This window comes from Rheinheimera mangrovi (assembly GCF_003990335.1).
GTDB lineage: Bacteria > Pseudomonadota > Gammaproteobacteria > Enterobacterales > Alteromonadaceae > Pararheinheimera > Pararheinheimera mangrovi.
On the sequence record NZ_CP034683.1, the window covers coordinates 1,739,583 to 1,753,579 of the forward strand.

At 48.0% G+C, this 13,997-nt stretch carries 9 protein-coding genes; 2 read left to right on the top strand and 7 right to left on the bottom strand.

Translation table 11 applies throughout. The annotated features are described in order from the left end of the window. Together EK374_RS07890 and EK374_RS07895 are read left to right on the top strand one after the other, a co-directional pair. Positions 1-3,066, top strand: a complete 3,066-nt coding sequence (locus EK374_RS07890) for an efflux RND transporter permease subunit (protein WP_127021737.1) — start codon at positions 1-3, stop codon at positions 3,064-3,066. A 269-nt stretch (positions 3,067-3,335) separates the two neighbouring features. Continuing rightward, entirely contained in the window at positions 3,336-5,108 is a 1,773-nt protein-coding gene (locus tag EK374_RS07895) for a M14 family metallopeptidase (protein WP_127021739.1), read from the top strand. A 49-nt stretch (positions 5,109-5,157) separates the two neighbouring features. On the opposite strand, the gene trpA is transcribed toward EK374_RS07895, so the two are convergent. From trpA to EK374_RS07930, 7 genes are all read right to left on the bottom strand, one after another. Beyond that, positions 5,158-5,961, bottom strand: coding sequence for a tryptophan synthase subunit alpha (gene trpA / locus EK374_RS07900; protein WP_127021741.1), 804 nt, complete (start codon positions 5,959-5,961; stop codon positions 5,158-5,160). 10 nt (positions 5,962-5,971) lie between these two features. Continuing rightward, positions 5,972-7,189 (bottom strand): tryptophan synthase subunit beta, encoded by a 1,218-nt coding sequence (gene trpB, locus EK374_RS07905; protein WP_127021743.1) that lies wholly within the window; start codon positions 7,187-7,189, stop codon positions 5,972-5,974. Then, the gene (gene trpCF, locus EK374_RS07910) at positions 7,182-8,564 is read right to left on the bottom strand and encodes a bifunctional indole-3-glycerol-phosphate synthase TrpC/phosphoribosylanthranilate isomerase TrpF (RefSeq protein ID WP_127021745.1); all 1,383 of its coding nucleotides are present in this window, start codon (positions 8,562-8,564) and stop codon (positions 7,182-7,184) included. Before trpCF ends, trpB begins: the two co-directional genes overlap by 8 nt. Beyond that, positions 8,557-9,579 carry an anthranilate phosphoribosyltransferase gene (trpD, locus tag EK374_RS07915; protein WP_127021747.1) on the bottom strand — a complete coding sequence of 341 codons (1,023 nt, stop codon included), beginning with the start codon at positions 9,577-9,579 and terminating at the stop codon, positions 8,557-8,559. The genes trpCF and trpD overlap by 8 nt, the downstream gene beginning before the upstream one ends. Next, positions 9,576-10,175 carry an aminodeoxychorismate/anthranilate synthase component II gene (locus tag EK374_RS07920; protein ID WP_127021749.1) on the bottom strand — a complete coding sequence of 200 codons (600 nt, stop codon included), beginning with the start codon at positions 10,173-10,175 and terminating at the stop codon, positions 9,576-9,578. Before EK374_RS07920 ends, trpD begins: the two co-directional genes overlap by 4 nt. After that, entirely contained in the window at positions 10,172-11,755 is a 1,584-nt protein-coding gene (locus EK374_RS07925; RefSeq protein WP_127021751.1) for an anthranilate synthase component 1, read from the bottom strand. Before EK374_RS07925 ends, EK374_RS07920 begins: the two co-directional genes overlap by 4 nt. 411 nt (positions 11,756-12,166) lie before the next feature. Further along, on the bottom strand, positions 12,167-13,984 hold the full coding sequence (locus tag EK374_RS07930) for a tetratricopeptide repeat protein (RefSeq protein ID WP_127021753.1): 1,818 nt from the start codon (positions 13,982-13,984) through the stop codon (positions 12,167-12,169). Positions 13,985-13,997: the final 13 nt, after the last annotated feature.

A 13,997-nucleotide genomic window follows, 5' to 3' on the forward strand; every position in this document is an offset into this window, starting at 1 on the left:
ATGGATGTTGCTCAGTATTTTATAAAAAATAAAACCTCGTCCTGGCTTGTCACCGCTATTTTATTAATAGGCGGTACTATGGCCTATTTTGGTTTGGGGCGGCTTGAAGATCCTCAGTTTACGCTGAAACAAGCGCTGATAATTACCTCTTACCCCGGAGCCTCACCTTTGCAGGTGGAGGAAGAAGTCAGTTATCCGATTGAAAATGCCATTCAGCAACTGCCTTATGTCGACCATGTGACCTCTATTTCTACCAATGGTAACTCACAAATCATGGTGGAGATGAAAGGCATTTATCGGGCCAAAGAGCTAAAACAAATCTGGGATGAACTACGTCGTAAGGTCAATGATCTCACGCCACAATTACCACCTGGTGTGCAAAGCCCTGTTGTGAATGACGACTTCGGTGATGTGTACGGTATGTTGTATGCCATCACTGGTGATGGCTATTCAGACGAAGAAATTCGGGATTATGTCGACTTTTTACGCCGTGAGCTGGTGCTGGTAGATGGGGTTGGCAAAGTCTCAGTCAGTGGCAGGCAACAGGAACAAGTGGTGGTCGAAATATCCCGCTCCCGTCTGGCTGCTTTAGGTATTCCTCCGACCCAAATTGCCAGTTTATTGCAAACTCAGAATGTGGTGAGTAATGCCGGTGCTTTGCGCCTTGGACCAGACCGGATCCGTATTCATCCTACGGGTGAGTTTCAGTCAGTGCAGGAGCTGGAGCAGCTGATTATCAGCAATCCTGCTGCCAAAGAGCTGATTTATTTAGGTGATGTGGCCAAAGTCTACAAAGATGTGCAGGAAGTGCCGAGTCAGATTTTAAAGTTTGATGGCAAAAATACCCTGACCTTGGGTGTGTCTTTTAGTCAGGGCGTGAACGTAGTCGATGTTGGGGCTTTGGTGACTGCCCGCATGGCTGAACTGGACTACGCCCGACCTGTCGGTATGGATATTAATACTATCTACAATCAGCCTGCCGAAGTAGAGGCTTCAGTCGGTGGTTTTGTGCTGAACCTGCTGGAATCTGTCGCTATTGTTATTGTGGTGCTGTTGGTGTTTATGGGGCTGCGCAGTGGCTTTTTAATAGGCCTTATCTTGCTGCTGACCGTGCTTGGCACCTTTATTTTTATGCAGCAAATGCAAATTGAACTGCAGCGGGTGTCACTGGGCGCGCTGATTATTGCCTTAGGTATGCTGGTGGACAATGCCATAGTCATTACCGAAGGTATTTTAATTGGCATGCAAAGGCGCCTGAGCATCAGCGAGTCGGCTTCGGCTATAGTTAAACAAACCAAGTGGCCTTTATTGGGCGCAACCATTATTGCTATTACCGCTTTTGCACCTATTGGTTTATCCAGTGATGCAACGGGGGAATTTGCCGGTAGTTTGTTTTGGGTTTTATTGGTTAGTTTGCTGCTGAGCTGGGTGACTGCTATTACGCTTACGCCGTTTTTCGCCAGTTTGTTTTTTAAAGAAGAATTAAAAGCCAAAGTGGATGAAGCCCAGGGCGAGCCTGAGCTCTACCGTGGTTTTATTTTTGACTGGTACAGAGTCGCCTTAACCGGCGTACTAAGGTACAGGTTTTTAAGTTATGGCCTGATGATCCTGTTACTGATCTTGTCGGTGATGGGCTTTGCCAAGGTAAAACAGGTGTTTTTTCCAGCGTCTAATACTCCCATTTTTTTAGTGGATCTATGGCAACCTGCTGGCACTGATGTGCGGCAATCCGACGCTGAAGCTTTGGAAGTGGTGCAGTATCTAAAAACTCTGGAAGGAGTGGAAGCTGTCACTTTAACATCTGGCCGTGGCGCTGACCGTTTTATGCTGACCTATCAGCCAGAGCGTTTTTATGCAGCTTATAGCCAGCTGATTGTGCGGGTCGAGGACAAATCGCTGTTAGCTGGACGTATGGCAGACGTCAGCTCTTATATCAACGAGCAGCACCCTGGACTTCGCCACAAATTAAAGCGGTTGGATGTTGGGCCTTCCACTGCAGCTAAACTTGAAGCCCGCTTTAGCGGCGCCGACCCTAATGTACTGCGACAACTGGCAGAGCAAGCCAAAGCTATTATGCTTCAGGACCCAGGCACCCGTAATTTACGCGATGACTGGAGCAACAGAGTCAAAGTGATCCGGCCGCAGTTTAATGAAGCCCTGGCGCGCAGGGTTGGCATTAGTAAGCAAGATGTCGATGACGTACTGCTGACTCATGTCAATGGCCGCACTGTGGGTATTTACAGGGACGGCACGCATTTGTTGCCTATTATTACCCGTGCGCCAGATTCGGAGCGTCAAAGTGTCGATGCGCTGGCCGATTTGCAGGTGTATAGCCCTAAGCTAAACCGCTATATTCCGATCAGTCAGGTCGTCAGCAGCTTCGCGCTGGAATGGGAAGATCCACAAATTATGCGCCGTGACCGTAAACGTACTTTAACTGTGATGGCCGATCATAATATTTTAAGTGACGACACAGCCGCCTCTTTACTAAAAAGAGTACGGCCACAAATCGAAGCTATACCATTGCCTACAGGCTATAGCCTGAGTTGGGGCGGTGAACTGGAAGCACAAACTAAAGCGCAAAAAGCTTTATTCAGCTCTTTGCCTATGGGCTATCTGGTGATGTTTGTGATCACAGTGTTGCTGTTCAGTTCAATGCGTGACGCACTGGTGATTTGGGCTTGTGTGCCTATGGCGCTTATTGGTGTCACCCTGGGTTTGTTAGCGGTGAATGTGCCCTTTGGCTTTTTAGCCTTACTGGGGTTTTTAAGCCTGTCCGGTATGCTGGTGAAAAACGGCATAGTGCTGCTTGATCAGATTAAACTGGAATTAAGTCAGGGGCTTGCGCCTTATCAGGCGGTTTATCACAGTGCAGTGAGCCGGGTTCGGCCAGTGTCTATGGGCGCTATTACCACCATTCTGGGGATGTTGCCTTTGGTCACAGATGACTTCTTCGCCAGTATGGCTGTGGTCATTATGTTTGGCCTGGGTTTTGGCACTATTCTTACCTTGCTGTTTTTACCTTTAATGTATTGTTCTATCTATCGGATCCCGTCACAGCGTTAGTGCAGCTGTTTTTGATCAAAAAACCGGAGAAGCAGATTTTTGCTGCTTTTTCCGGCTTTCTCTCTCTGTTTTAATCTCTGAAATCATGACAATAGTTCAGTTGATATTTTTCTATGATAAATGCTGGACTTAGCGCCCTGTGCTTGTGGTAATCTCCATAAAAACACAGAAGGGATGTCGTGTTGCTTCGCGCACGCCACACCCTGACTCAATTCCTGAATTGTCGTGGGCTTGGCTGTGAACAAAGCCCTGGTATGGACATTATAACTATGAAAAAACTCGCCCTTTCTCTGGCGTGCAGCTTTGTCTTTTCCGTTACTGCTGCCGACCACTTACCAGCTTTACCCGACTGGCAAGGCTCTACGTTAAGCCTGATTAAACCTGCACAACATCCTTGGGTTACTCCGGCTGAAGTGTCTGATTTGTCGGAAACGCCTGACTACGACACGACCATCAAATTTCTGGAGCGACTGGCTGCCAGCACCCCTTTAATTAAGCTGGAAGTGATAGGCCAAAGTCCGCAGGGGCGTGCTATTTATCTGGTGAAGGCGGGTACTGATCCGGATATGATAGGAAGAGACAAAAAACCAGTGCTACTTGCACAAGCCGGTATTCACAGCGGTGAAATTGACGGCAAAGACGCTGGTTTAATGTTATTGCGCGACATAGTGCATGGCGATAAAGCAGATTTATTAAAAGAGGTGAATCTGCTGTTTATTCCTATATTTTCGGTCGATGGCCATGAGCGTAGCGGTAAATACAATAGGATGAACCAGCGAGGTCCTGAATTACAGGGCTGGCGTGCTACTGCGCAAAACCTGAATTTAAACCGCGATTATATGAAAGCGGAAGCACCTGAAATGCAGGCGCTGCTGAAATTACTGAACAGCTATCAGCCGGATCTGTATCTGGATATTCATGTGACAGACGGTGAAGACTATCAGTACGACATCACTTATGGTTTCAACGAACCTTTCGCTGCCTTAAGCCCTAATGCAGCCAGTTGGCTGGCCAGTAGCTACCGCGCTGAAATTGATCAGGCACTGACGGAAGCTGATCATATTCCTGGTCCGCTGGTTTTTGCTTACGACAGCTCGGATTTCAGTAAAGGTTTAGCTGGTTCTACGTCATCTCCACGTTTTTCCAATGGTTATGGTGATGTACGGCATATTCCGACAGTGCTGGTAGAAAACCATAGTTTAAAACCTTATAAGCAGCGGGTTTTAGGCACTTATGTGCTACTGGAGCAAAGTTTAAAACTGTTGCAACAGCAGGGCACTGTGCTGAAGCTGGCGAAAAAAGCCGATGAAAATGCCCGGCCAGAGCGCCAGGTACTGGCCTGGAAAGCCAGTGAAACGCCAGACTATATTGCGTTTAAAGGGGTTGAAGCCGTTCAGAAAAAAGATGCGATCACTGGTGTGACTTATCAAACCTGGACAGGTAAGCCGCTGAACTATGAACAATTGCCTGTGTATTGGGAAAAAGAGCCTGCCACTGAAATTGAAGTGCCTAAAGCCTACTGGATCCCACCAGAGCAACAAGAAGTGATCGCCAAGCTGGCGTTGCATGGCGTGCAATTTACCAGCTTAAAGTCACCCAAAACTATTCAGTTACAGCAACTTACTGCAACTTCGCATCAGTTTGCCAGCAAACCTTTTGAAGGCCGTTTTGGCGTCAAAGCCGAGTTTAGCCGCAACTGGCAAAAAATCCGTTTGCCTGCTGGTTCAATCCGGGTCAGTACCGATCAGCCTTTAGGTGCTTTAGCTGTTGCATTACTGGAACCTACAGCGCCGGATTCTTTATTCAGCTGGGGTTATATGCCCGGTATGTTTGAGCGGGTAGAGTACTTTGAAACTTACGCTATAGTGCCGCTGATAGAAACTGCGCTGAAGCAGGATAAAAAGCTTAAAGCTGAATTTGACGAAGCGCTGAAACAGGATAAAAAACTGGCGGCTGATCCAGAGGCCAAGCTGCAATGGCTGTATCAGCGTTTGCCATACTATGACCAGCATTACCTGAAATACCCAATATTGATTGAGTGATGGGAAAGGGCAGAGTCTTGACTCTGCCCTTTCAGTTTTTCGTTCTGAACTAGAGCGTCGCCGCTTTCATACTGCTGACAAAGTCAAACAACTGCTGTTTGAGCTGCGCAGGTTCTGCCTGATACTTTTCAATAATTTGCACTATCGCCGAACCAGAGATAGCTCCTGCTGCGCCACTATCAATAGCTGCTTTGACATGTTCAGGTTTAGAGATACCAAAACCCAACAGCGTTGGCGCTGCATTGTATTCTTTTAACTGATTAATCAGCGTACTGGCGGGCATAGCGGCCTGAGTTTCAGTGCCTGTGACACCAGCACGACTCAGCAGATACGTATAACCACGGCCATAAGAGGCAAGTTCACGTAAGCTGTCGTCTGTGATGTTAGGCGGCGCGATAAAAATAGGCGCTATCTCATGTGTCATCGCGGCGTTTCTGAATAACTTGCTTTCATGCAGAGGCACATCGGCAATCAGAATTGAGTCCACGCCAGCTTGCTGCGCCTGAAGATAGAAGTTATCTACACCACGCGCCATTACCAGATTGCTGTACAGCAACAAGCCAATAGGAATGTCTTTGTTGTACTGACGAATACGGCCAATCAGCTCAAAACACTGCGCCGGTGTGACACCAGCGGCTAAAGCGCGGATATTGGCGTTTTGGATCACAGGACCGTCCGCTATAGGGTCGGAAAACGGAATACCCAGCTCCAGTGCGTCGGCACCTGCGTCTATTAAAGTTTTGATAATGTCGAACGACAGCTCAAGACCCGGATCGCCCATAGTGACGAAAGGTACAAAAGCCCCTTGTTTGGCGGCGCTCAGGCGGCTGAATAACTGCTGATAACGTTGCATAAAAATCTCCTTAGCTGCGCTCTGCCATGTTGTTTGGTTTGATATGGGCTTCGCCAATAATTGAGTAGACGTGGTTTAAGTCTTTGTCACCACGACCTGATAAGTTCACTAACAGCACCAAAGGTTCTGTGGTAGCCGCCGCCATTTTCAGCGCATGAGCCAAAGCGTGAGAGCTTTCAAGAGCCGGGATAATGCCTTCAGATTTGGCCAGATGCTGGAACGCAGCTAAGGCTTCATCGTCGTTTATCGCCACATATTCAGCGCGGCCTATGCTCTGCAGATAGGTATGCTGTGGGCCAACAGCCGGGTAGTCTAAACCTGCGGATACAGAATACGACTCTTCAATCTGACCATCCTGGGTTTGCATAATAGCGGTGTAAGCGCCGTGCAAAATACCAAAGCTGCCTGTGCTTAATGCCGCGCCATGCTGGTGGGTTTCAATGCCCATACCACCGGGTTCGACACCAATTAAACGTACGCCTTCTTCTTTAATAAAGTCAGCAAACATACCAATGGCGTTGGAGCCACCGCCGACACAAGCCAGCACTGCGTCTGGTAATTTGCCTTCAGCTTCGAGAATTTGTTGTTTGGCTTCTTCGCCAATCATTTTCTGGAATTCACGCACTATGGTCGGGAAAGGGTGAGGGCCAGCCGCAGTGCCTAATAAATAATGGCTGGTGGCATAACTGCCGGACCAGTCACGCATGGCTTCGTTGACAGCATCTTTTAAGGTGCCAGAACCTGCGGTCACAGGAATAACAGTTGCGCCCATCAGCTTCATCCGGAAGACGTTCGGCTGCTGACGTTCTATGTCTTTGGCGCCCATGTAAATTTTGCAGTTCAGGCCTAATAAAGCACAGGCGAGTGCTGTGGCTACACCGTGCTGACCAGCACCAGTTTCGGCAATGATATCTTTTTTGCCCATACGTTTTGCCAATAAAGCCTGGCCCAGCACCTGATTGGTTTTATGCGCGCCGCCATGCAATAAGTCTTCACGTTTTAAGTAAATTTTTGCCAGCGGGTTAGGTGATACATTGCGGCACAAGGTCAAAGGTGTTGGGCGACCGGCGTAGTCTTTCAGCAGCGCCTGGAATTCAGCGATAAAAGCTGGATCCTGCTGCGCATCGACAAAAGCCTGCTCCAGTTGCACTAATGCCGGGACCAGCAATTCAGGCACAAACATGCCACCAAAATCGCCAAAATAAGGGTTTAAGTTTAATTTAGTCATGACTGAATTCTCTGATATTCACAAAAGCGTGTTGAATTTTGCCCGCATCTTTGAAGCCGGGAGCGGATTCGAGGCCTGAATTAAGATCCACGGCCAAAACCTGATGTTTAAGTGCTGCAACGACATTGTCCGGATTTAAACCGCCGGCCAGCATCACTTTTTTATCCAGCAGTTGTTCGTCTAATAATTGCCAGTCAAATTGCTCACCTGTGCCACCAGCTTGCTGTGGATGATAAGCATCCAGTAAATAACGGTCGGCATAACGGGTCAGTTCAGGCAACTTGTGCTGCACTCTGTAGGCTTTCCAAATCTCTGTGGTTTTAGGCAATAAAGGCCGCAGTTTTTGTAGATACAAGTCGGACTCATCCCCATGCAGCTGCACTGCTGCCAGTTTTAAATCCCGCGCTATGGCAGCCACAGTATCTACAGCTTCATCGACAAAAACGCCGACATAATGCAAAGCTGGTGCGCCTTGTTGCACAGCTTTGGCTTGTTCCACTGTAACGCAACGTGGAGATTTTGGATAAAAAATCAGACCGCCAAAATAAGCGCCATGGTCATACACGGCTTTACTGTCTTGGGCGCGGGTTAAACCACAGACTTTATGTTCGCCCCGGATCAGTGATCGGCAGGCATTGGCTAAGTCGTGTTGTGCCATTAACGAGCTGCCCACCAGATAAGCATCAGCCACTTTGGCCAACTGCCGTACCTGCTGCGAGCTGTAAATGCCTGATTCGGATACGATAGTAATACCTTCAGGGATCAGGCGCGCCAGCTTAAAACTGGTTTCTAAGTTGGTATCCAGCGTCCGCAAGTCGCGGTTATTAATGCCAATCAGCTCTGCACCTAAAGCCACAGCCCTTAGGGTTTCTGACTCGTTACTGACTTCGGTCAGTATGGTCAGATTTAAGCTTTCGGCGACAGCGGCCAGCTCCAGATACTCCAGATCGTTCAGCACAGATAACATCAGCAGCACGGCGTCTGAACCCTGCAAACGGCCGAGGTAAATCTGGTAGGGGTCGATAATAAAGTCTTTATGCAGCAAAGGCTGGTTTACTTTGGCCCGCACTTTCGCCAGATAGTCGTAGCTGCCCTGAAAAAACTTTTCGTCGGTCAGCACAGAAATACAGTCGGCGTATTGACTGTAAGCGGCACAAATTTCGTCTAAATCAAAAGGGCTGCGAATTAAACCTTTGGAAGGTGAAGCTTTTTTGCATTCCAGAATAAAACGTGGGCCTTTTTGCTGCAGGGCTTTGAGGAAATTACGCTGGCTGGGTTGCACCAGCTGCTGAAACTGCGCCAGTGGCAGCTGTTGCTTGCGCGCTGCCACTTCCAGTTTTTTGTGATCGATAATAGTGGTTAACACATTAGCCATGACTAAGTTCCCTTAACTGCGTCAATGTCGAAAATGCCTGACCTGAAGCTAAATGTTCAAGTACAGCTGCGGTCTGTTGTTTTAAATCTGAGCCTTTTGCTGTGATCTGCAGCATGGCCGCTACATTAGCTGCAACTGCCTGATTATGCGCCTCTTTACCCTGGCCTTGTAAAATAGCCAAGGTAGCTTTGGCGTTGTCGGCCGGGCTGCCACCTGCAAGTTCAGACAAACTGACTGTGGCTAAACCAAAATCAGCTGGGGTCAGTTCAAAGTGTTCAATGGCGCCTGTTGCAGTCACAGCGCTGACTTTGGTGGCTCCATGCAACGCAATTTCATCACAACCACTGCCATGCACCACCCAGGCGGCTTTAACGCCCAGTTGCTGCAGCGCCTGCGCCATCACGCCGGTTAAAGCCGGGTCGTACACGCCAAGCAACTGATAATCAGGTTTGGCCGGGTTGATCAGCGGACCTAACAAATTAAAAATGGTGCGGCTTTTCAGTGCTGTACGTACCGGCATCGCATGCTTAATGCCGGCATGATACAAAGGCGCAAATAAGAAACTGCTGTTGCATTGGCTTAAGGCATTGGCTGCGGTAGCCGGGCTCATTTGGATATTGATGCCTAATTGCTCCAGCAAGTCGGCTGAACCTGACTGAGAGGATACGCTTCTGTTGCCATGTTTGGCCACTGGCAATCCCATACTGGCGGCAACCAGAGCCGCTGTGCTGGAGATATTAATGGTGTTGGAGCCGTCACCTCCTGTGCCACAACAATCTATAGCGCCAGCCACAGTAGCGGGAAATGTGGCTGCGGCAGAGCGCATGGCAGCCGCAGCTCCGGCAATTTCTTCGGCCTTTTCGCCACGCATTTTCAGTGCAACCAGCAGGGCTGTCAGTAATACAGGCTCCACTTCACCTTTGACCACAGCGCTGAAAAACTGGTGGCTTTGCTCAAAAGACAAAGTTTCGCCTTTTAAGCTTTGTTGCACCAAAGCTAAAATCGATTGGCTCATAAGGCTGCTCCCTGGCTTTGCATTAAGTAGTCCAGACTCTGTTTTAACAAAGGTTTACCTAAGGTAGTCAGAATAGATTCCGGATGGAATTGGTAACCCAAAGCTTTGTGCTCTTCGTGCACTATCGCCATAGGAATATGCTGATAGCTGGCAATGACCTGTAAGGAATCCGGCACTTCGGTGGCCATTAATGAGTGATAACGCGCTACCGGGAACTGTTTAGGTAAGGTACCAAACACCTGGTGATCCGAAAGTGAAATTATAGAAGTTTTACCGTGCACAGTTTCACCGGCCCGGCCGACCACACCACCATAATGCTCCACCAAGGCTTGATGACCCAAACAAATGCCCAGCATGGGGAATTTGCCAGCACAAAGCGAAATCAGTGCAGGCATAGAGCCGGCTTCTGCCGGAGCGCCAGGGCCAGGCGATAACAGCAGTACCACAGGCTGTTGTTCCTGCTGCATTTTTTCGAAGATATAGGCAGCTGGCACCGTATTGCGGTACAGCTTTAAGCTAAAACCTAACTGTGCGACTTCATCCACCAGGTTGTAGCTAAAGGAGTCTAAATTATCTAAAAGGTACACAACGCTCATACGGCAGCTCCTGCAGATTGAATAGCGTTAATGACAGCCTGAGCTTTGCTGCGGGTTTCGTCGGCTTCGGCTTGCGCTACGCTGTCGTACACCACACCGGCACCGGCCTGAATATAAGCTGTGCCTTGTTGAACATAAGCAGAACGAATCACGATGCAGCTGTCAAAATCGCCATTGCCAGCTAAATAACCTACAGCGCCACCATAACTGCCACGGCGTTTTTTCTCGACACCCCGAATCAGTTCGGCAGCCCGCACTTTAGGTGCGCCGACTAAGGTGCCCATATTCATACAGGCCTGATAGGCATGCAAAGCGTCCAGCTCTGGTTTTAAGGTACCAACCACACGCGAGACTAAATGCATGACATAAGAGTAACGGTCGACCTTTAACAGCTCTTTGACATAACGACTGCCAGGTACACTGATACGGGCTACGTCGTTACGGGCTAAATCGACCAACATTAAATGTTCGGCTTTTTCTTTTTCGTCCTGACGCAGTTCCAGTTCGATGCGGCTGTCCAGATCGCGATCTATAGTGCCGTTGGCCGCAAAACCACGGCGGCGGGTGCCCGCTATAGGATAAATCTCCACTTGGGCTGTTTTGGCTTCGTATTTCAAAGCGGATTCAGGCGAGGCACCAAACAGGCTGAAATTTCTGTCCTGCAGGTAAAACATATAAGGGCTGGGGTTTTGCTGTTTCAGTTTGGCGTAAGCCGCTTGCGGATCAGGGCAGGGCAGACTGAAACAACGGGATGGCACCACCTGAAACACGTCACCCGCCACAATATTCTGTTTTAAGGCTTCAACCTGTGCGACAAAGTCGGCGTCGCTGATATCGACTTTAACTTCAGCTTTTGCCGCTGGTTCTGCTGCCTGAGTTGTGGTCTCAGCTGCATGCTGCAACAACTGCTGTAGTTCAGACAAGCGCTGGCCAATGACAAAATACTGCTGCTGGGCTGCCGCGCCACAAAATACATTACCAATAAGGCGGCTGTTGTTGGCCTGATGATCCACCACTAATAAGGTTTCAGCCAGATAAAACAGGTAGTCAGGGCATTGGTTTTCTGCGGTCGGCACTTGAGGTAAGTCTTCGACCATGGCGACTAAATCGTAACCAATCACACCGCCTAAAAAGATCGCCAAAGGCTCGTCGCTGTTGTTCTGCAGTTGTTGTTGCAGTAAACGCAAAACAGTCAGTGAGTTCGGTAGCAATAAGCGGCTTTCTTCGTCAAGCAGTGGGTCGGCTTTGGCAAACTGTACTCTGAGTTGGTTGGATGACAAATCAAGTTCTGCTTTGCCTTGCAGCAAAGACGCCAGATAAGGCAGTAAGGTTTTGCCGTTGTCGGTTAAGGCTTCCACCTGAACCTGCAAGCCATTGCATTCAATACGCAAAGCCGCGTCAATTAACATCAGGCTTTTTAAACTGTTCTTACTGTCTATTTCTGCCGATTCAAGTAACAACGCCATTTGGCCCTGGCTGGTTAAGGCTCTGAAGCTTTGCAGCGGATCGGGCTGAATGCTCAGGGTCTGACTGAAGCTGGCCACTTGTCCTGTGGTGGTAGTTATTTGCTGTAAGTTCATGGTTTTCCTAAATTCCTAAAACAATAAAGCCCGCATCAAGCGGGCTTTTTGGCTGTATTCGGACAATAGTTGTCCGGCCCGCTAAACAGGAAGTCGCCACCAGTGCCAACGTGTTACTTGAGAATTCATCATTGTTTTTCCTGTAGTTAAATTTTCATCAGTCCAGAAACAAAAAAGCCCGCATCTTTCGAAACGGGCCTGGTTTTATAGCGAATACAACGCCTCCACACACCCGTTAAGGAGTATGCCACCACCAAATGTGAGTTTGAGTTGTTGTTTGAAATTGCATTGGCTATAAACCCGCTGTTAGTAAGTCGCTCTGAAAACGCCTCTATAAAACCCTGAAATCAAATGGCCGTCAAGCGCTGTTTGGTTATAAGTCCAAAAAAAACCATATAAGCGGATAGATGGCTAAATTTCTTGTTGTAATTTTCTGGCCTCAGCGGTTTTGCCTGATGCCTTCAGTACCTGAACTAACCGTTTGAGCGTCCCCTGAATTTCTTCGGCCGGACTTTTATTATGTCGCAGTATGCGAAGCTCTTTTAGGTAAAAGAGTTCGGCTTTGGCGTATTCTTGTTTGAGCTGATAAATGCGTGCCAGTCTATACAGGCAGCTTGCCAAATCAGGATGCTCTGGAGGGAGTGAGGTTTCAGCTATAGTCAGTGCCCGGTGGTAAAGCTGTTCAGCATCCAGCAGTTTATTCTGGTCTTTGTAATAATCAGCTAAACCAACCAGAGTGGGCAGTAGTTTAGGATGTTTAGAGCCTAAAGTATTCTGCTGATTAACCAAGGCTGTTTTCAGCAAGTGTTCTGCCCGGCTATCACCTAACTCCTTATACATGCGGCCTAAATTAACCTCCATTGTGCTGACACTCAGGTGGGTAGGGCCCAAGATTGGTCTTAATGTTTCTACTGCTTGCTCTAACAGTTTTTGCGCAGCAGCGGTATCTCCTAGGTCGTCCAGAACTAACGCCAGATTGTTCTGCGACATGGCTACGTCTGGATGTCTTTCTCCAAAAAGTTTTAAACGCATAGTTAAGGATTGCTGATGGTAGTGTTTTGATTTTTCAGTATCGTTTTTGTCTGAATACAGAGACCCTATATTGTTTAATAATGTTGCGACCTCCTGATGATCCCCATTGTGGGCTGAACGCAGCAGTGTTAAAGCTGATTGGTAATGCTCCTCTGCTTCACTCAGCAGAGAAAGATCCTGAGCCCTGGACGCTAGTTGGTGGTAAATAGAAGCTAAGTCTGCTTCGGCATAGTTTGGGTCAGTTGATGCTAACTTTAGCGCATACTCGCTGTATTTGTAGGCTGTGCTGTATTGACCCTGTTCTGCCATATTTTCTGAGATATTTTGGATTATTTGAGTCAAACGGCTGTCATTTGGGGGCAGCACTTGCTCAGTGATTTCCAAAGCTTGGATTAAAGCTTGTTCAGCTTGTTTAAACTCTGTGAGGTCGGCGTAAGCGGAGGCTAGCCCTTGCAAATGATTGGCTTGTTCCAAACTAACAGCTGTGGGCGAGGACTTTCGTTGCTCAATTGCCTGCAGAAACAATTGTTTTGCAGTTTCGGCATTACTAAGTTGCAATTCAACTAGTGCAAGATTATGTAAAGATGTCGCCTTATCGGCTGTTGTTGCCAGTTTTGAGCTCTGGCTCCATTTCAAACTTTGTTTGCAGCGCTCCATCGCTAGAGTAAATTCTGCTTTTTGCCAATGTAAATTACACAACTCTTCCAGCGCGATACCACGTTTGCTGTGTGCAGCATCCTGATGTTCAAAGCGTTGAAGCGCAAGCTGAAATATGCGCATAGCTTCGGCGTCCTGATGAGCATATAGCCTGAGTTGCGCTTGTGAGACCATTAATGGCGCTGACAAAGGCTGAATCGATGAACTTTGCTCTAGTAAGAGAGCTTTTTTGAGATAGCGTTGGACTTCTAGCTGATCAGCAGTGTTCACGAATCCCAAAACTGCTAAATATGCATCTAATTGTCGCTCCAGTTGCTGCTCTGTTTGAATGCTCAGTTGCCCGTAAAGAGCAGCTCTGTAAATGGCCAGCAATTGTTCATGCTGTTTTTTGTCGGAAAAAAAATACAATTCGACCGATTTATAATTCAGGCGCAGTTTTAAAATCAGTTCCTCTGTCGACTGAAATGGAAATACCAGTGTCGTAAGCCAAAGCGCAACGCCTGACAACATATATAAAAAGATGAAATTGAGTTTTTTCATTGCGAGCTCTTGT